The sequence below is a fragment of the Zoogloea sp. JDB1 genome, from assembly GCF_056724025.1.
Genome location: NZ_CM161496.1, coordinates 1,260,021 through 1,278,900, shown reverse-complemented (window position 1 = coordinate 1,278,900; position 18,880 = coordinate 1,260,021). Strand labels below are relative to the sequence as shown.

General features: G+C 61.7%; 9 protein-coding genes and 1 pseudogene. 5 read left to right on the top strand and 5 right to left on the bottom strand.

Features of this window, described 5'->3' with window-relative positions; genetic code table 11:
- Window positions 1-21: 21 nt before the first annotated feature.
- The 4 genes from AC1PPK_RS05595 to AC1PPK_RS05580 form a co-directional block, all read right to left on the bottom strand.
- Window positions 22-3,123 carry an efflux RND transporter permease subunit gene (locus AC1PPK_RS05595; RefSeq protein ID WP_481116848.1) on the bottom strand — a complete coding sequence of 1,034 codons (3,102 nt, stop codon included), beginning with the start codon at window positions 3,121-3,123 and terminating at the stop codon, window positions 22-24.
- A gap of 9 nt (window positions 3,124-3,132) precedes the next feature.
- On the bottom strand, window positions 3,133-4,335 hold the full coding sequence (locus tag AC1PPK_RS05590; RefSeq protein WP_481116847.1) for an efflux RND transporter periplasmic adaptor subunit: 1,203 nt from the start codon (window positions 4,333-4,335) through the stop codon (window positions 3,133-3,135).
- 14 nt (window positions 4,336-4,349) lie between these two features.
- Complete coding sequence (locus AC1PPK_RS05585; protein WP_481116846.1) at window positions 4,350-5,558, bottom strand: TolC family protein; 1,209 nt, start codon at window positions 5,556-5,558, stop codon at window positions 4,350-4,352.
- Window positions 5,559-5,696: 138 nt separating this feature from the next.
- Window positions 5,697-6,014 (bottom strand): hypothetical protein, encoded by a 318-nt coding sequence (locus tag AC1PPK_RS05580; RefSeq protein WP_481116845.1) that lies wholly within the window; start codon window positions 6,012-6,014, stop codon window positions 5,697-5,699.
- 127 nt (window positions 6,015-6,141) lie between these two features.
- On the opposite strand from AC1PPK_RS05580, the gene AC1PPK_RS05575 reads away from it, so the two are divergent.
- The 5 genes and pseudogenes from AC1PPK_RS05575 to AC1PPK_RS05555 all read left to right on the top strand — a co-directional run.
- Window positions 6,142-7,266: a D-alanyl-D-alanine carboxypeptidase family protein gene (locus tag AC1PPK_RS05575; protein ID WP_481116844.1), complete on the top strand. Its 1,125-nt coding sequence runs from the start codon at window positions 6,142-6,144 to the stop codon at window positions 7,264-7,266.
- Window positions 7,267-7,383: 117 nt separating this feature from the next.
- Window positions 7,384-7,653 (top strand): YbeD family protein, encoded by a 270-nt coding sequence (locus AC1PPK_RS05570; RefSeq protein WP_481116843.1) that lies wholly within the window; start codon window positions 7,384-7,386, stop codon window positions 7,651-7,653.
- A complete protein-coding gene (gene lipB, locus AC1PPK_RS05565) occupies window positions 7,650-8,279 on the top strand; it encodes a lipoyl(octanoyl) transferase LipB (RefSeq protein WP_481116842.1) in 630 nt (209 codons plus the stop codon). Before AC1PPK_RS05570 ends, lipB begins: the two co-directional genes overlap by 4 nt.
- A 5-nt stretch (window positions 8,280-8,284) precedes the next feature.
- Window positions 8,285-9,232: a lipoyl synthase gene (gene lipA, locus AC1PPK_RS05560; RefSeq protein WP_481116841.1), complete on the top strand. Its 948-nt coding sequence runs from the start codon at window positions 8,285-8,287 to the stop codon at window positions 9,230-9,232.
- A 321-nt stretch (window positions 9,233-9,553) separates the two neighbouring features.
- Window positions 9,554-9,691, top strand: a pseudogene (locus tag AC1PPK_RS05555) (ISAs1 family transposase); the annotation flags it as partial.
- A 75-nt stretch (window positions 9,692-9,766) separates the two neighbouring features.
- Here AC1PPK_RS05555 and AC1PPK_RS05550 read toward each other — a convergent pair.
- A complete protein-coding gene (locus AC1PPK_RS05550; protein ID WP_481116840.1) occupies window positions 9,767-18,835 on the bottom strand; it encodes a calcium-binding protein in 9,069 nt (3,022 codons plus the stop codon).
- Between the last annotated feature and the right edge of the window lie 45 nt (window positions 18,836-18,880).

Genomic DNA, 18,880 nt, shown 5'->3' with positions numbered 1-18,880 from the left:
GGCAGCCCTTTCAAGTCTTGATCAGGCTTCGTAGGGGGTGTCGTCGAACCACTTGTAGAGGGTCGGCAACACCACCAGGGTGAGCAGCGTCGAGGTGATCAGGCCACCGATGACCACGATGGCCAGCGGGCGCTGAACCTCCGAGCCCGGACCGGTGGCAAACAGGAAGGGCACCAGCGCCAGCAGGGCCACCGTTGCGGTCATCATCACAGGTCTGAAACGCAGCGTCGCCCCCTTCACCACCGCCTCAGCTAAGGGCACGCCCTCGGTACGCAGGCTGCGGATGTAGCTCACCAGCACCACCCCGTTGAGCACGGCGATGCCCCACAGCGCAATGAAACCCACTGAAGCCGGCACCGACAGGTATTCCCCAGTCACCAGCAGACCGATCACCCCGCCGACGCTCGCAAAAGGCAGCACCAGGATGATCAGGCTGGCCAGCTTGAGGGAGCCGAACAACAGGAAGAGCAGGAAGAAGATCGCACCGACGGTCACCGGGATGATGATCGTCAGGTGGCCCATGGCCCGCTCCAGGTTCTGGAACTGGCCGCCCCACTCCAGGTAATAGCCTTCCTTCAGCTGCACCTTGGCATCCACCGCCTTCTGCAGCTCGGCGACGAAGCCGCCCAGGTCCCGGTCCTTCACGTTCACGCCGACCACGATGCGGCGCTTGGCGAGCTCGCGGGAGATCTGCGCCGGCCCGTCGGCAACGCGGATCGTCGCCAGGTTCTCCAGTGCCACCTGGGCGCCGCCCGGCGTACTGATCAGGATGTCGCCGATTTTCTCCACGTTGTCGCGGAAACTCTCCGGCAGACGCACCACCGACGCGAAGCGCCGCTCGCCCTCATACACCTCGGTCGCCTGCTTGCCGCCGATGGCCGCCTCGATGGTGTCGTTCACATCCGACACGTTGAGGCCATGGCGGGCGATGGCCTGGCGATCGATCTCGATGGACAGGTATTGCTGGCCGGTGACCCGCTCGACGCGGATGTCCTCGGAGCCGGTGATACCGCCCGCCACGCGGGCGATCTCCTCGGCCTTCTTCTTCAGTTCGTCCAGGTCGTCGCCGAAGACCTTGATCGCCACGTCGGAGCGCACGCCGGTAACCATCTCGTCCACCCGGTCGGAGATCGGCTGTGCCATCACCACCTGCACGCCGGGCAGGGCCTTCAGCTTCTCGCGCATCGCCGTGGCAATGTCGTCCTGGGTCCATCCGGCCGGCCACTCGTCACGCGGCTTGAGGCTGACGATGGGGGTCGACTCGTTCTGGCCCTGTGGGTCGGCTGGCGATTCGCCGCGGCCGACGCCCGAGATCGCCGATTTGACGCCCGGCACCTGCATCACCAGCCGCATCGCCTCCATTTCCATCTTGACGGACTCGTCCAGCGAGATGTTCGGCACCCGGTTGATGCCGGGCACCACCGAACCTTCCTTCATCTCGGGGATGAAGGCGGTGCCGAGGAAGGGGAACATGCCCAGCGTGACGACCAGCAGGACCACCCCGCCGGTGACGGTCTTGCGGCTGTTGGCCACTGCCCAGTGCAGCAGCTTCAGGTAAGGCGCCTTGATCTTGGCGATCAGCCAGGTGTCGTGCTCGGCGCCCCCCTTCAGCAGATAGGACGACAGCACCGGGGTGAGGGTCAGGGACAGGAAGAGGGACACCGCCAGCGCGATGGCGATGGTATAGGCCAGCGGCGCGAACATCTTGCCTTCCATGCCCTGCAGCGTCATCAGCGGCAGGAACACCAGGATGATGATGCTGACCCCGAAGATCACCGGCGTGGACACCTCGCGCACCGCATCGAAGATGATCCGCACCTTGCTCTCGCCGCGCTCGGTGGCATGGCCGAGGCGCGCAAAGGCGTTCTCCACCACCACCACCGAACCGTCCACCATCAGGCCTATTGCGATCGCCAGGCCACCGAGGGACATCAGGTTGGCCGAGATGCCGTAATGGTTCATCGCCAGGAAGGTCAGCAGCGGCGTCAGCACCAGCGTGGCCACCACGATCAGGCTCGAACGCACGTCGCCAAGGAACAGGAACAACACCACCACCACCAGCGCGATGCCTTCCAGCAACACCTTGATGACCGTATGCAGTGCCGCATCCACCAGCTCCGAGCGGTCGTAGTAGGGCACGATCTGCAGCCCGTCGGGCAGCATGCCCTTCTCGTTGATCTCCGCTACGCGGGCCTTGATGCGGCTGACCACTTCCTTGGCGTTGCCGCCGCGCAGCATCATCACCACACCACCCACCGACTCGGTGACGCCGTTCTTCACCACCGCGCCCTGACGCACCTCGTGGCCGAAGGTCACTTCCGCCACGTCACGCACATACACCGGCGTGCCGCCGACCTCCTTCAGCACGATGGCGCCGATGTCGGACAGGCTCTTCACCAGGCCGACGCCACGGATCAGGTACTGCTCGGCGTACTGAGGCAGCACGCCGCCGCCGGAGTTGGCGTTGTTGCGGGCCACCGCCTCATACACGTCACGCACAGTGATCTTGTAATGGCGCAGGCGGTCGGGGTTCACCAGCACCTGGTACTGGCGCGCGAAGCCACCCTGGGAGTTGATCTCAGCGACGCCGGGGATCGACCGCAGCAGCGGGCGCACCACCCAGTCCTGGGCAATGCGCCTCTCGGTCAGTTCCTTCTCGGTCAGCTCCCGGTTGCCGTCGTCGGGACGGTCGAGGGTGTACTGGTACACCTCGCCGAGGCCGGTAGACACCGGGCCGAGCACCGGCACCACGCCCTCCGGCATCCGGCTACCCACTTCGAGCAGACGCTCCATCACCAACTGGCGGGCGAAGTACACGTCGGTCGCATCGGTGAACACCAGGGTGATCAGCGACAGGCCGGGCTTGTTGAGGGAACGCATCTCCTCCAAGCCGGGCAGGCCGGTCATGGAGATTTCCAGCGGCACGGTGACGAAGCGCTCCACCTCCTCAGGGGAACGCCCCTTGGCTTCGGTAGCGATCTGCACCTGCACATTGGTCACGTCGGGGAAGGCATCCACCGACAGCTTGCGCGCCGCGTTGAGGCCGAAGGCGAGCAGCACCACGGCCACCACCACGACCACCAGGCGCTGGCGGAGCGCGGCACGGACAAGGGATTCGATCATGGTCCGTCCTTATTCCAGCTCTTTGCGCTTGCGCTCGTTGTTCAGGTGGAAAGCCCCCGACACGAGGATCCGCTGATCGGCCTTGAGGCCCGACAGCACCGCGCGGCGACCATCCATGTCGGGGCCGAGGCGCACCGAGGTCAGGCGGAACTGCTGCGGCGCCACCTCGACGAAGACGTTGTCCGCGTCGCCGTCGCGTACTACGGCCTGGGACGGCACCACCACCCGCTCCACCGCCGCGGCCTGGATCAGCATGGTCGCCAGCATCGCCGGCTTGAGCTGGCGGGACGCGTTGTCCACCACGCTGCGCACTGCGATCGTGCGGGTTTCCGGATTGACCGTATCGGCCACGTAGATCAGCTTGCCGGTCAGGCGCGAGCCGAGGGCCGGCACTTCGATATCCACGGCCTGGCCGGCCCTGACCAGCGCCGCCTGCTGCTCGGGCACTTCGGCGGTAACCCACACGCGGGACAGATCGGCGACCACGAACAGCGCATCGGCCGGCTGCACCACCTGACCTTGGGCCACCGGCCGCTCGACCACCACCCCGGCCATCGTCGAGGCCACCGAGATCACCGAATTGATGCTGCCCGAGCTACCCAGCCGATTGATCGCCGCCGACGACATGCCGAGCACGCGCAACTGGTCGGCCGCGCCGCGCTGTTCGGCGGAGGCGATGGCCAGCTCGCTCTCGCGGCGCTGCAGCTCGGCCTTGCCGATCACGTCGGCGGCGAACAGCTGACGCGCCCGCTCCACGCTGCGAGCCTGCAGGTCGGCCTGGGCGCGGGCTTTCAGGTAGGTGAGCTGGGCGGCGCTGAGCTCGGTGCTGTTGATCGTCGCCAGCGTGTCGCCGACCTTCACCGCCTGGCCCAGATGGGCCTGGATGTCGATGACGCGGCCGGTCACCGTCGCGCCGATGCGGGTCACGCGCTGGGCGTCGAAGTCCACCTTGCCGGCCACCCGCAGGGTGTCGGCAACGGCGCTCTGCCCGGCCGGCGACACCTTCAGTTCAGCGCCGAAACCCGGCGGTACGGTGACCAGGGCCGGGTCGGCTGGCGCCGCCTTGGCATTGACCACACCGCCTTCGGCGATGGCGGCCGTGCCGTTGGTGTCGGCAGCCGGTTTGTCGGCGGTTTGCGCAGCATCCTTGCTGCACGCAGAAATCATGAGGGCGGCCAGCAGGGTGGCCAGGGTGGTCGGTCGAAGCTTCATGGGAGCGATCCGGATCATTGAGCAGCGCGCAGGCGCTCGATTTCGATGACGGCCAGCTGCAGTTCGTAGCGGGCGGCGATGAGTTCATTGCGGGCGGCGCGGAAGACCCGCTGAGCATCCAGGTAGTCGAGGATGCCGCGCTCGCCAAAGCGGTAGGCGGCTTCGGCCACCTTCAGCGCGGCCTCCGCCTCGCGGATGATCCCGTTCTCGAGGGCATTCACCTGGGTGCGGGCGATCTCGTACTGCCGGTAGGCACCTTCCAGCGCCTGGGTCAGCGCCAGCTCCTGGCCGGCCTGCTCGCTGCGGCTCTTGCTCAGCAGCGCACCGGCCTCGGCCACCGGCCCCTGGCGGCGATCCCACAGCGGCACGCTGAGGATCACACCGACGCGGCTGTCACGGAGCTCGCTGTCGCGCTCCTCGGTCACCTTGACGGCCAGCTCGGGCTGGCGTCGCAGGCGCTCCAGCTCCAGCTGGCGCTCGGCACGCTTCACCTCGGCCTGGCTGCGCGCCAGTTCCGGGTTGCGGGCCAGCACCTCGGCACGAAGGCTGTCGAGGGACGGCACCACCGGACTGCTCGCCAGCGAACCGTCCACCGCGAACTCAGCCGGCAGCGCCGGGCTGACCAGCGCGCGCAGGCCCGCCCGTGCCTGGGACACCCGCAGCGCGGCGCCTTCGGCCGACTTCTGCGCGTTGAGCAGTTCGGTGTCGGCCTTGATAAGTTCATAACGCGGCGACTCGCCGGTCTGCACGCGCACCGCCACGCGGGCACGGATCTGCTCGGCGAGCCCCAGATCTTCCTTCGCCGCGCGCACTTCCGCCTCCCGGCGCAGGAGCTCATAGAAACGCTGATCGAGGCGGGCCAGCAGATCGTTCTCGAAACTGCGCCGCTCGGCCTCGCGGGCATTCAGCGCGAAACCGGCGGCATCGATGCGGGCTTCCCGCTGCCAGGGGTTATCGATGCGCTGGGTGATCTCCAGGCTCTGTACCGCCCCGGTGGTGGCGCCGGGCGTGCGGGCCCGCGTGCGGCCGGCAAGAAACTCCACCTCGGGATTGGGATAGGCGCCGGCACTGGTCACCTGCGCCTGTCCGGCCTCGACAGCCGCGCGGGCGGCCGCCAGCGAGGGATGAGCAGCCCGCGCGGCATCACGCAGGGCTTGCAGGGAATAGGTGGCGGGACCGTCAGCGACGGCGTGGGCGGCAGCCAGCAAAAGGGCGGCCGCCATAAAGGACTTCCTGAACATGCGGATTCTTCAGCACCCAGCGGGCGCTGCTCTCGTTTTGTTATGCGACAACCGACAGGCGACACAAGGCCCGTCCGGAACAAGACGTGAAGGCGCAACCGGCCCTGACGGGCAGGTCGTTCAGGCGTTTCTGGGAGGCGGAGCCGCGGGCTGCGGCAAGACGGAGTGCCACACCGGCGGAACGGCTTCCGGGCGGACTTCTACGAGATGGAGGACAGGGAGAGGAACGCCGCTTGAAAGTGCCGGGCAGTCCTGCGGGTCGGCGCCATGCAGATCGGGGACCTGCGGTTCGACCTCCGGATGGAACTGCTCCGCACTCTGCATGTAGTCGGCCAGGTCTTCCGCCGCATCGACGCAATCGTCGGCAAAGGCCGCCCCTGCCCATATGAGCACGAGACAGGCCAGCACGAGGGAGAGACCGCGGCGAATGAGTTGCATTGCTTCAAACCAGACAGGGACACACTACTGGAGTTCCCGCTGCAGCGCAAAAAAACCATTACAAACTCGGGCGTCGGGCACCGGACGGGGTGTCTATAATTGCGCTTTTGCTTCTCCCCACCCCACCATGTTGCGTCGTTTCGTCCTGCTCCTGCTGCTGATTCCCACCCTCGCCTTCGCCCAGATGGTCCCGCCGACCGTCGCCGCACGGGCATGGCTGCTTGTCGATGTCGGCTCCGGCCAGGTGCTCACGTCCGAGAACCCCGACGAGCGCATCGAACCGGCCTCGCTGACCAAGCTGATGACCGCCTACCTCACGTTCGCGGCGATCAAGAACAAGACCATAACCCTCGACCAGATCGTGCCAGTATCTGAAAAGGCCTGGAAGATCAGCGGCTCCAAGATGTTCATCGAGCCCAACATGCCGGTCACCGTGAAGGAACTGATCCACGGCATGATCATCCAGTCCGGCAACGACGCCTGCATCGCGCTGTCCGAAGCCATCGCCGGCTCCGAAGAGAACTTCGTGCAGCTGATGAACAAGGAAGCCGCCCGCCTCGGCCTGAAGAACACCCACTTCGAGAACTCCACCGGCCTGCCCGCCCCGACCCACCTAGCCTCGGTGCGCGATCTAGCCACGCTGTCCGCCGCGATCATCCGCGACTTCCCGGACTTCTACCCGATCTATTCCATCAAGGAATACACCTACAACAAGATCCGCCAGCCCAACCGCAACCGCCTGCTGTCCCTCGACCCCACCGTCGATGGCCTCAAGACCGGCCACACCGAGAGCGCCGGCTACTGCCTGATCTCCTCCGCCAAGCGCAACGACCGCCGCCTGATCTCGGTGGTGGTCGGCACCGCCAGCGACAGCGTGCGTGCGCAAGAGTCCCAGAAGCTGCTCAACTGGGGCTACCTGGCTTACGACTCCGCCAAGATCTATTCCGCCAACCAGGCCGTCAGCGATTTCCGCGTCTGGAAGGGTGCCGAGAACAACGTCAAGGTCGGCGTGCTGAACGACCTGGTGCTGTCCCTGCCGAAGGGCGATGCCCAGAAGGTGAAGACCAACATCGTCACCCCGCCTGACCTGATCGCCCCGATCGCCAAGGGCCAGAAGATCGCCAGCGTACAGCTGTCCGTCGACGGCAAAACCATCGGCGAATACCCGCTGGTCGCCCTCGACGAGGTGCAGGAAGCCGGCTGGTTCGGTCGCCTGTGGGACGCCATCCGCCTGTGGTTCAAGAAGTTCTGAACACCGCGCGGCTCGTGGTAGCGCGTCGGGAGACTTGAAGTTGCGCGGCCGCGCCCGCATCTAACGAAGATGAAAGCGGCACGCGCCCTGACGCCCCACCCTCAACCAGGAACAGCCATGACTGAACAACGCACCACCCTGCTCGAATTCCCCTGCGAATTCCCGATCAAGATCATGGGCGCGCGGGTCGACGGCTTCGCCCAGGCAGTGCTGGAAGTGGTGACGGTGCACGCACCGGATTTCGACGGCACATTGATGGAAATGCGCCCGTCGGCCAAGGGCAACTACCTGTCCATCACCTGTACCGTCAATGCCATTTCCCAGGCCCAGCTCGACGACCTCTACCGGGCGCTGACCGCCCACCCCATGGTCAAGGTCGTACTGTGATCGTCCGCCACCTGGGCCTGGTGCCCTACGAGCCCACCTGGCGGGCCATGCAGGAATTCACCGCCAGCCGCAACGACACCACCCCGGACGAGTTGTGGCTGGTCCAGCACCCGCCCGTATATACCCTCGGCCAGGCCGGCAAGCCCGAACACCTGCTGCACGCCACCGAAATCCCGCTGGTCAAGATCGACCGCGGCGGCCAGATCACCTACCACGGCCCCGGCCAGGTGGTCGCCTACCTGCTGCTCGACCTGCACCGCCGCCACCTCAAGGTGCGCGAGATGGTGAACCTGCTCGAACAGGCCATCATCGACTGCATCTCCGACTTCGGCCTCGTTGCCGAGCGCAAGGACGGCGCCCCCGGCGTGTATATCGCCGGCGAGAAGGTCGCCGCCCTCGGCCTGCGCGTGCGCAACGGCTGCAGCTATCACGGCCTTTCCCTTAACGTCGACATGGATTTAACCCCGTTTACGTGGATCAACCCTTGCGGCTATAGTGGGCTCAAGACAATACAACTCAAGGACTTCGGCGTGACTGAAGGCCCCGACGAAGTCGCCGAACGGCTTCTCGGCCACCTCCAGCGGCATTTTCCCGAAGTACCGCCCACCGCCTTACCAAAGGATTAGATTCAATGGATTCCGAGAGCCGCAAGCAACGCGGCGCCGAAAAAACCGCCCGTATCCCCATCAAGATCGTTCCCGCCGAGCGCCTCAAGAAGCCCGACTGGATCCGCATCAAGCTCGGCGCCGGCGTCGAAGCCGAACGCTTCAACGAGATCAAGGACACCCTGCGCGAGCACAAGCTGCACACCGTCTGCGAAGAAGCCTCCTGCCCCAACATCCACGAATGCTTCGGCAAGGGCACGGCCACCTTCATGATCATGGGTGACATCTGCACCCGCCGCTGCCCCTTCTGCGACGTCGGCCACGGCCGCCCCGAGCCACTGGACGTCAACGAGCCGGCCAACCTGGCCAAGACCATCGCCGCGATGCGCCTCAACTACGTGGTGATCACCAGCGTGGACCGGGACGACCTGCGCGACGGCGGCGCCCAGCACTTCGTCGAGTGCATCCGCTCCACCCGCGAAGCCAGCCCCAAGACCACCATTGAAGTGCTGGTGCCCGACTTCCGCGGCCGCATGGACGTGGCGCTGGACATCTTCGACCAGTCCACCCCGGACGTCATGAACCACAACCTGGAAACCGTGCCGCGCCTCTACAAGCAGGCCCGCCCGGGAGCCGACTACGCCTACTCGCTGGAACTGCTCAAGCAGTTCAAGGCCCGCCACCCGGAGGTCAACACCAAGTCCGGCCTGATGGTCGGCCTCGGCGAAACCGACGAGGAAATCCTCGAAGTGATGCGCGACATGCGCGCCCACAACGTGGACATGCTCACCATCGGCCAATACCTCCAACCCTCCGGCGGCCACCTGCCCGTGCTGCGCTACGTCCATCCCGACACCTTCAAGATGTTCGAGACCGAAGCACTGAAGATGGGCTTCAAGAACGCCGCCTGCGGCCCGATGGTCCGCTCGAGTTACTGGGCGGATCAGCAAGCGCATGGAGCCGGCGTGGTGTAACCAAGCCGCGTACGCGTTCGTAGCACTCATACGGCAAGGGCCGGCCTGCTTAGCGCAGCCGGCCCTTGTTGCATTTCGGGCATCAGTCGGCTGCGGTTGGTTTCCCGCAACACGTCCATCGTCACCCCGCCTGCCCCTGACTATCCGACGGCGTGTCATCCGCGGACTGAATCGCCCCGGGTTTCGCGGAGGCCACTTGGTTTAAGTCAGGCCATGACAGCCTGAGCGGTTTGACTGCGGTAATAGTTTGCCTCAGCTTCAGCCGGCGGCATGTAGCCAATAGGCGCGAGCAGCCGATGATGGTTGAACCAGGCCACCGGCACGCCCAAGGCGGCGGCAAGTCCCTTGCACCTGGTCAGCGCCTTCGCCGCTGACGTCGGCCTCGTGCTCGGTCAGGTCGCGACAGCCGAAAAGTCCAACGAGATCACCGCCATTCCGGAACTGCTCGCCAAGCTGGCTCGGCGGACGCCGCGCCGGCCCGTCCCCGGGTAGTTGCGGTTCGATCACCGCGGGCAGTGCCTCACGGATATCGGCTCAGCGCCAATTGGCGGCGATTACCGGGTTCAAGCTGCTCTGGTAATTGGCAGGCAAGGTGAATTGGCCTGCAGCAGGCGGTGCGAAGCTAGCCATTGCAGAGACCAGGGCGTCCACTTGACTGTCCAACAATGTCTTACCGTCCGTCACCTTGAACTGCTCGACGTGGTAAGCACTACCGTTGAACCAATTTCCGATCATTGTCTTGTCGGAACTACCGATGATGCTCACCTCCAGATCGGCACCAACGCGGCGGAACCACAGTTGATCTGCCACAACACCCGCACCAATGGATAAGACGTCGGTGTTTCCAACGGTGGCATCGTTCTCCACAATCGTATCGGCACCGGAACCACGGCCGAACAGGTAAGTGTCGTCATTGGCCCCTCCATCCAGCATGTCGTCGCCTGCCCCCCCATTGAGGGTGTCATTACCTTGATCACCAAACAGCGAATCACTGCCTGCAGTGCCGAAGACGCTGACAGGGAGCGTGAAGCGCAATGCGCCATTCCAGTAAAGACCGGCTTGCCCCGGGATAACGTTCTGGTTGTCAAAGGCCGCCGCGCCAACGCCTTTGTCGAGAACGACACCTGGATCAGTCGGCTTTATTTCATAGCCGTTGAGCTTGACAGACGAGACGATGAGGTTTCGATCCTCCCCACTGATGACAGCATCGTTGGAGAACAGGATGTCGAGCTTCGATGCTTCCATGCCGACGTTGAGGTCAGTAAGGAATTCATAGGGCTTGGTGGCCGCGGAGTCGACCATTGCCGCCCCGATCTTTTTTCCGTCCAGCCAGACTTCCATTTGGGCGCCGACACCCACGGCCAACGTGGCCTTAGCTGAAACGACGATAGTGGCTTTGGTACAATCCCCGAAGAGTTGGTCGTCGCCACCAAGCCCGTGCAGTTGGTCGACGTCGGCGTAGCCGTAGAGCGTGTCATTGCCCGCGCCCCCGCTCAGGGCGTCCGCTCCGGTCGTGCCGGCAAGATCCAGATTAGCTGGGAGGAGTTTGGCGACGATAGTGTCTAGATCCCAACTAGCGCCATCGGCGAATTTGAGTTGTTGAATGGGATTGCGGGTGTTGAGGGGGTTGTCCTGGTAGAAGAAGTCCTTGACCGTGACCGAGTCACTGGTGCCACTGATGCGAAGACACAGATCCTCGCCTAACCGGCTGACCAGGATTTCACCTGCGAGCACGCCGGGTTGCAATTGCAGGGTGTTGAGCCTGCCAACCATCGTATCGTCGAAGGAGGAAATGACGTCCTGCCCGTCTCCTTTGCCGAAGAAGTAGGTGTTGTCACCCAGGCCTCCGGCCAGGAGGTCGTCGCCTGCCTCGCCGTCGATTGAGTCGTTTCCAGCGCCGCCGTCCAGTGTGTCGTCTCCTGCTGTTCCAACAATACTGTTTGCGTCGTCGTTACCTTCAATTGCCAAGCCATTTACCGTGACGGCCTTTGTCTTGACTTGGGAGTAGGCCCATCCACTTGAAGGGGCGCCGGGCTCCCCAAGTGCGATTAAGTCGACGGTGCTATCCGTCGCCCCATCCAGAGAGAAATAGCCAGCTACCTGCACGCGGCGGGAGTCGGAATAGCCGTTGACGTTGAGGATCAGATCATCTTTGACGCGGAGGTATTCGACGGAGTCCAGAGACGATGAATACGATCCGAATACAATCGTGTCGATATCACCGGGCGCTCCATCCACTGCTCCATTGTTGATCAAGACACGATCGAAGCCACCGTCAAGCGCGAATCGGTAAGTGTCCGAGCCACTTCCACCGATCAGAGTGTCGGCCCCCCCACGGGCAGTCAGATCATCGTCACCCTTCAGGCCGTAGATGATGTCGTTACTTCCACTAAAGCCCGCCAGTGTGTCGTTGCCGTCGGTCGCGGCCAGCAGATCGGCCCTGATCTCGTCTCCAGTCAGCCACCTGACTCCGCCAGTGCTGTCGGATATGCCTATCCTGGCGTCGTTCAGGTTATTGAGGAAGTCGAAGGAAAAGAATTCCTTGATATTGACGCTGTTTTCGGCACCCAGGACCTCAATAAGAAGATCCCCACTCGATCTGTCCTCGGAGAACTTAAGGGCACTCAAGCTTTGAATGTCGGGAAAAACAATGGAATCCTGCCCCCACTCCGATGTGTCACTGAACCACCGAACCGTGTCCTTCCCAAAATCACCGGAGAGGATCAGCCGATCGCTACCTTGCCCCATCGAAATGAAGTCATTTCCGCCCCCGCCCTCGAGCGTGGTGCTATCGTCCCCTGCTTCAAGCGTATCATCGCCATCGCCGCCGAACAGCGTATCCTGCCCGCTGTCTCCAGTGATGGAGTCATTGCCTTGGCCGCCATCGATAATGTCGTCTCCGCCATTCCCGTTGAGGGTGTCATCACCGCCAAGCCCCTGTATTGAGTCATTACCAAGATCACCAATGATGGAATCGGATCCGGCGCCGCCGGAGAGCGTGTCATTCCCGGTCGTGCCGGTGATGATCTGGCCACCATTCAAATAGGCTTCGACCATGCTGGCAGCCCAGAACTCGTTGTCGAAGCGGATGGACGGATAGTATCCCTGGATGGTCAGGCGACTACCGTCCGATAGCGACAGGGCGGTTTCGCCATTCTCCCTGGCCAAGGTGATATCGGAGGGCCGGATGCCCGTGGACAACTGGATCTCGGTCCGCTCGTTTTCGTCGCATTCGACTCGGTCAGTGCCGCTCCCCAGTCCGAAGCGGATGCAGGCACCGAGCCCATCGAGCACGATCAAATCGTTGCCGCTCCCCCCATCGACGACATAGTCCGAGCTGAAAAGACTGATGGTATCGTTGCCCTCTCCTCCGAGGATGAGACCCATCGGTAAATATCGGCTACTGTCTGGACGGCTTTCGATATAGTCGTTGCCGTTTCCACCGTCAACCTGCCCGCCAGTGGTTGCGAAAAGGAAGAGGCTGTCGTCTCCAGCCGCCCCCTCAATAGTCCCCGCCCAAGCGCTTATTTCCAGTACATCATTTCCGTCGCCCCCCAAGAGACTGGCGTTGCCGCCGCCCGCCAGAGTAAGGCCTTCGATGTTGGCGTAGTCCGTGATCCGGAACGTCTCATCAGTCCCGTCGATTCCGCTAAGGGACATGTCTGTAACAATATGGAGAACATCATGGCCCCCGTTGGCCTCTTCGATCACCGTACTCGATGCTGGCGCAAAGTAGGTGTCGTCCCCCTCTCCCCCAATGAGAGTACTGCCGCCTTGGCCGATCAGGACGTTGTTGAGCGAATTGCCTTCTCCACGGGTATTCTCGGTTGTCAGCCTCAGGTTCTCCAGGTGGTCGGAGAGGGTGTAGCTGAACGATGCCTCAACACCATCCGTGGACTCGGTGTCTCCGGAGCCTGTTTCGATGACGACATCGGTTGGATCATCCACAATATAGGTTTCGTCATTTGCCCCCCCGATCAACGTATCCGCCCCACTCCCCCCGTAAAGCGTGACATTTGAGATTATGGGGGGGCGATTGGCTGCCGAGCTGTCGATTACGTTATCAAGGCTGTTACCTTGGTACCAGTGGGCACTGTACCAAGGCATCCAGGAATCGCCAGCGTAACGATTAGATAGCTGCTTGATGTCTGAAACGATGAGGTTCTCAACGTTATCGGGAAGGGTTGCGCTAAAGGTGTCTACGATCAATGTATCGATGCCGGAGTCAACCTCTTCGATAACGATGTCCTCGAATTCGGGCGTCGTTACCGCATGTATTTCAGCGCCCTGATTGCTGACCCAATAGGTGTCATCCCCTTTTCCACCTATCAGGCTGTCTACGCCGGGCGCTCCATGCAGGCTATCATTCCCGCCATCACCATAAATCGTGTCGGGATCACTGGTTCCCCATATTTCGTCGTCGCCGCTGTCCGCATGAACACTCCTGAACCCCCTCTCCAGATAGATGACGTCATTTTCAGGCGTGCTGTAGCGGATCCGCTCATTCAGTTGGCTACGGGTCAAAATCTGCCCATTGGAAAAGCGAAACAGGTCAACGCAGAAAAATGACGAAAGATCCTGCCCATTGGCAAAAGCGTTCTGAATGTTGAGTTGAAAACGATATTCCTGATCAATCACCAGAAGGTCGTTGCCTGAACGAAGCAAGGTCAGGTCATCCGGGACGATACCCTCCCCAAAACGCACCTCGTCGGTTGCCATGTCGGTCGGAGTCTTCTCGTAGTTGACGATCCTGTCGGAACCGTCTCCAACGTTGATCAAGTAGACGTCGTCGCCCTTGCCGCCCCACAGCAGGTCATCGCCCCTGCCGCCAACAAGCGTGTCCTTGCCGCTTCCACCGTACAACCCGTCATTGCCGTCCCCCCCATCGAGGAAATCGGCCTTATATTCGGCATCTGCAGCCTCCGGGGATAAGGGCGCGTATATCGCATTGAATTCCGCGGGGTCGTCACCGAAAATCGTGTCATTGCCACTGCCCCCAAAAACCTTGTCACGGGCAGCCTCAGTGTTCAGGAAGTAGTCGTTTCCGTCGAACAGCAGAACCATGGAGCTTATGGTGGCAGATCCGCGCGCATCGATTGCGTCATCGCCTTGCGTCCCGAAGCCAACTCTGACGTTGGCATCCGTGCCGCACAAAGCCAGCACCGCTGCGTAGTCCATGCTGCTACCGTCAACGAACTCGATTCGAGCACTGGAGGACGATCCCTCAGGGCTGAAATACTCGGATACCGCGGCCCAATTGTCGGGATCCTTGAACAGGATGAGTTGATTGCCGTTTCGGTAAAAAGACAGAGACGACTGGGTAACTGAGCCGGTAAACCGAATAGTGTCCTGGAATTGGCGCGTGATCCCCGTACTGTCGGTGATCACATCATGCCCGAAGTCGTCCTCGAGCAAGAACACATCCTGGCCTTCGCCGCCAACCTGCCGATCATCGCCTTGCCCCCCACTCAGAGTGTCATCGTCATTTCCCCCATTCAGCCAGTCATTTCCTGCGTGACCATAAAGCTGGTCATTACCGTCGCCGCCGAAGATTACGTCACCCTGGGTTCCGCCATAGAAGGTATCGGCGGTATTCCCTTTGCCTGTCCAGTTGAGCGTGTATGGGCTTCTGGAGAAGAGTTCCTGGAACGAAACCTCCGAGTAGCCTTCGTTCCAAAATGCCGTTGCCGAGGCTTGCTCGGAGGCGGTTTCCGCGACAAGGGCGGCACGCATCTGAGACGGCTGCGACTGCTTAGCGGTAATGTTTGCATAATCCTGGAACAGTACCTTCTCTATGGTATTACCCCACGACTCAGCAACCTGGATGGACTCGCCGCCCAGGGTGCTGAACACGACAAAATCTTGGTCTCCGTTGGCCTGCGTGAGGTAGGCCTCGTCGCGCCGATATCCCTTGATGAGCAGGATGTCATTGCCGCCGCTGTCGATGATCGCATCGCTCGTACCCTCCGAATCGACAAGAAAATCGCCTTTCTCAAAGATATAGACATCGTCGCCATCCCCGCCCGAGAGAATATCCCGCCCGATACCGCCGATCAGCGTGTCGTTGCCGCCATTACCCTCCAATTGGTCATCCCCGATGCCGCCATCCAGCCAGTCGGCACCTTGGGCTGCATCGGGCAAGGGGTCCGCGCCGTCGTTATCCCCCACCAGAAAATCGGCCCCATCTCCACCGAATAGCGCATCGTTGCCCCCCAAGCCCAACAGGGTGTCACTCCCGATTCCACCGTCCAACAAGTCGTTGCCGTGATACGTGATGCTCAAAAGCGCGTCATCACCCACGAGCAAATCATTGTCGGCTTCACCGAACAGGCTGTCGTCTCCACCATCACCGCGCAGAGCGTCATCCCCATCGCCACCGAGCAGCAGGTCGTTGCCGGACAACGCATAGGTCTCCACCGGGATGGCGAAGCCTGGAGCCCCAAAATCGCCATGGATATCATCGGCCCCTCCCGAGCCCAGGATGCTGTCGGCGCCAATACCGCCCCACAGCGTGTCATTGCCGCTGCCGCCATCGATGAGGTCTGTGCCGACATTCCCAGCTATCTGATCGTTGCCAGCCCCTCCAAACAACTGCTCATCGCCTTCCAGGCCGGAAACAATGTCATCCCCTTCACCTCCATCGATCAGATCGTCTGCGCCCGATCCGACAAGCACATCGTTGCCAAGGCCACCGAATATCGTATCCGCGCCAAGCGCCATCCGCGAGCTGGCCGGCGTTGTCACCGTATCCGTTTCGATGCCACTCGTGATTCCAGAAGGGGCATCGGATCGATAAGAGTATTCCCACAAGATGCCGAGCCAGCCATGGCGGATGGGGTCGCTGGAGTCGATCGGCATGTATTGCTGTGAAACGGGGTCGTCATAATATGCAAGCTGACTTCCGCTCAGAATCTTCACCTGCCAATAAGTGGAGGCAGCCGACCACGAACCAGACCATAGATAAGCGGGATGCATCACCGTGTTTCCGCTGCCGTCTCGATATATCGTGCCGGCAAGCACGACGTCTGCGCCCTCGCCGCAATCGATTAGGTCCGCACCGTTGCCACCAATGATGAAATCGTCCCCCGCCCCCCCAAACAGCTCATCGTCTCCACCAAGACCGAGAAGGATGTCGCGATCTGCTCCGCCGTCCACCCACTCGGCCACGTTTCCGTCAGCACCATAGAAGAGATCGTTGCCCGCCAGGCCGGAGGCTTGGGTGACGCGCAGTGAGCCCAGGTCGTCGTTGCCCGCCGTGCCCGAACCAGCGGGCTTGGGACCGTCCTCATTGTCCAGAACGATTCCCAATTGACCACTCGAGAAATTCCGAACACGCAACACACCACCGTCCGCAGCTACACTCAGGTCGTCACGTCCCGCTGCGTTCTTGGTCAGGGAAAAGACAAAGCGCCTATCCTCGGACAACCACGTTCCATTGGAGAGCCTCTTCCCGCCCGCCAGGGTGTATTGCGTTCCGGAGATGGACCACTGAACAGCCCCCTTTCCATCGCTGTCGACGATGACGTCGCCGCCGCCGCTGGAATTGACCACATAGGTATCGGTGCCCTGCCCCCCCTGCAGGATGTCTGCGCCGCCGTAGCCCGCCAGCGTGTCGTTGCCATCCCCACCATAGAGGTGGTCGGTGAGCTCCGCCCCCGAGAGCGCGTCGTCACCGCTGTCGCCGAAGGTGACGTAATGGCGGGGCGCGGTACTGGAAAGCGGCTTGTCGGGGAGGACAAGGACGCTGCTGTTGGCAGCCACGTCGCGGAAGGACCAAGCCTCATCACCGACCTTGAGGCTCTTGATGAAGGTTTGATCGTCCTTGTTGGCCTGGAGCATCCAGGAGAGCATGGCCGCACGATCGGCGAGCCAGAAATCGGAGTAATTCCCCTGGCCCGCGGCGTGCTGAGCGGCGCTCAGTTGCGCATCCGCGGCCCAAGCCTGGGCGAGCGCCTCGTTGGCACTCTTGAGGGCAGCCAGAGCATTAGCGTCAGTGATCTTGAGCGCAAAAGGGGTGAGGTTGACGAGGGCGAGGAATTGGCCGAAGTCAGAGCGCACGGCGTCGGGGTCGGTTGTGGGGGTGACAAGGGTGACCTTGCCAACGAGGGCCTGGAAGACATCTGTGTTCTTCAGATCAGCAATTGCCTTGTATACGGCTTCGCGAGCTGTAAGGTCGTACCAAGTGTTGCCGGTATCCAACGAAACACCGCTACCTGTATTGAGAAGGCGCAGACGCCGGTCTATTCCGGTCAGCGTCTGGAACAGACCGTCCAGTACGGTTTCCAGGGTATAGCCTTCGGCGCGGCCTTGCCCCCCAGTCAAACTGGTTTCCGCTTGGCTTGAGGTCGTAGCGTCGAAGATGCTCTCTAATTGCTTTAAGGTGACAGCCGGATCGAGCTTAGAGAATATATCCTGCACAGCCAGCGAGTCGACGAGCAGTACGAGGCTGTGGCTGTCTCCGAAGTCGTTCTCAGGGTAGTTGGGAACAAGTAGCTTGATCTCTGTATAAAGAGCGCTCTGCCAGAGTCCGGATAAACCGACCAAGCCCCGGAAAAGTGGCTGGCTTTCGATGAAGATGGGCACATCATCACCGTAGTGGTTCTGCGAATTAGCCACACCCGAAAGATTCCCTGTCGGATTGGCGGTTTCCTCGCCGTACAGGTTATGGACGGGCACCGAGAGGTTCCCTCGCGGTGGTGTTCGATCAATGGTCAACTGAACCGTGTTCTCACTAAAGGTACTTTCGGCCGCCTTGAACACGCCCAACCAGTAGTCCAGGCTCGTGCCGGCAATGTTGTCGCCGGATACTTGGGCCACTTTATCGATGCTTTTGAGCCGTACGATCTCGTTGTACACGCCCACAACGTACTCAAGGGCGTTTTGTAGAAGGCGGGCCTCGGCCGACCATTCCTTGCGTATAAGGAGCAAGGCTGCGCTTGCAGGGCTCAGAGTATTGTTTTTGATGAACTCCCTATAGATTGCCGCTATCTGTGGGTCCTTGAAAAGGCCGCTATTCTTGCCGGCGTTTTTCCAGATCGTTTCAAAAGTTCTGACGGCACTGCCAAGCGTTTCCCCTTTCAATCCGCCTACACCAGCGCCGTTGAATGCGTAAACGGCGCTAGCACCAGGGCATAGCATCGGGAAGGCAGTGGCCAGATGCCCGCCCAGACTGTAGCCGGTCACCACAAAAGACTTGTTTTCAAGCGGTCCGCCCGGCTTGCTCAGCGCCGTGTACCAAGCCTGCATGTCGGCAAGCTGTCCGAAAGCCCAGCCTGTTTCCTTGATGCCCTTGTTGGTAACCTGGGTGTCGCGTACGGCATCGTCGATGAATTCGGTGCTGCGGAAGGAGAGGACGAGTTCTTCTGTGTCCTTGTTTCGGAACAGTGTGCCGCTGAAGCCGGTACTGGTGTTGGGTTGATGAGCGACGATTTCCCAGCCTTCGGCGAGGAAGCTGGCGGCGAGGGAGGGAGGGAATTTGCTGGCGTGGTCATTGCCTTTTGACAATGCGGCAATCATTGAGTCAGGATCAGACAGTGGAGTCTGTCCGGCTCCGATGCCTACGCTGGTGTCTGGGCGTATCCCATACAGGGCTTCGGCAGCCATTTGTAAGTTTGCATACTTTGAGTATTCAGATAGATTGTTTGAAGC

Excerpts from the sequence above, each read along its gene's own strand:
- AC1PPK_RS05590 (WP_481116847.1), bottom strand. The coding sequence starts at position 4,335 with ATGAAGCTTCGACCGACCACCCTGGCCACCCTGCTGGCCGCCCTCATG.
- AC1PPK_RS05550 (WP_481116840.1), bottom strand. The coding sequence starts at position 18,835 with ATGGCTGCCGAAGCCCTGTATGGGATACGCCCAGACACCAGCGTAGGC.
- AC1PPK_RS05585 (WP_481116846.1), bottom strand. The coding sequence starts at position 5,558 with ATGGCGGCCGCCCTTTTGCTGGCTGCCGCCCACGCCGTCGCTGACGGT.
- AC1PPK_RS05595 (WP_481116848.1), bottom strand. The coding sequence starts at position 3,123 with ATGATCGAATCCCTTGTCCGTGCCGCGCTCCGCCAGCGCCTGGTGGTC.
- lipA (WP_481116841.1), top strand. The coding sequence starts at position 8,285 with ATGGATTCCGAGAGCCGCAAGCAACGCGGCGCCGAAAAAACCGCCCGT.
- AC1PPK_RS05570 (WP_481116843.1), top strand. The coding sequence starts at position 7,384 with ATGACTGAACAACGCACCACCCTGCTCGAATTCCCCTGCGAATTCCCG.
- AC1PPK_RS05575 (WP_481116844.1), top strand. The coding sequence starts at position 6,142 with ATGTTGCGTCGTTTCGTCCTGCTCCTGCTGCTGATTCCCACCCTCGCC.
- AC1PPK_RS05580 (WP_481116845.1), bottom strand. The coding sequence starts at position 6,014 with ATGCAACTCATTCGCCGCGGTCTCTCCCTCGTGCTGGCCTGTCTCGTG.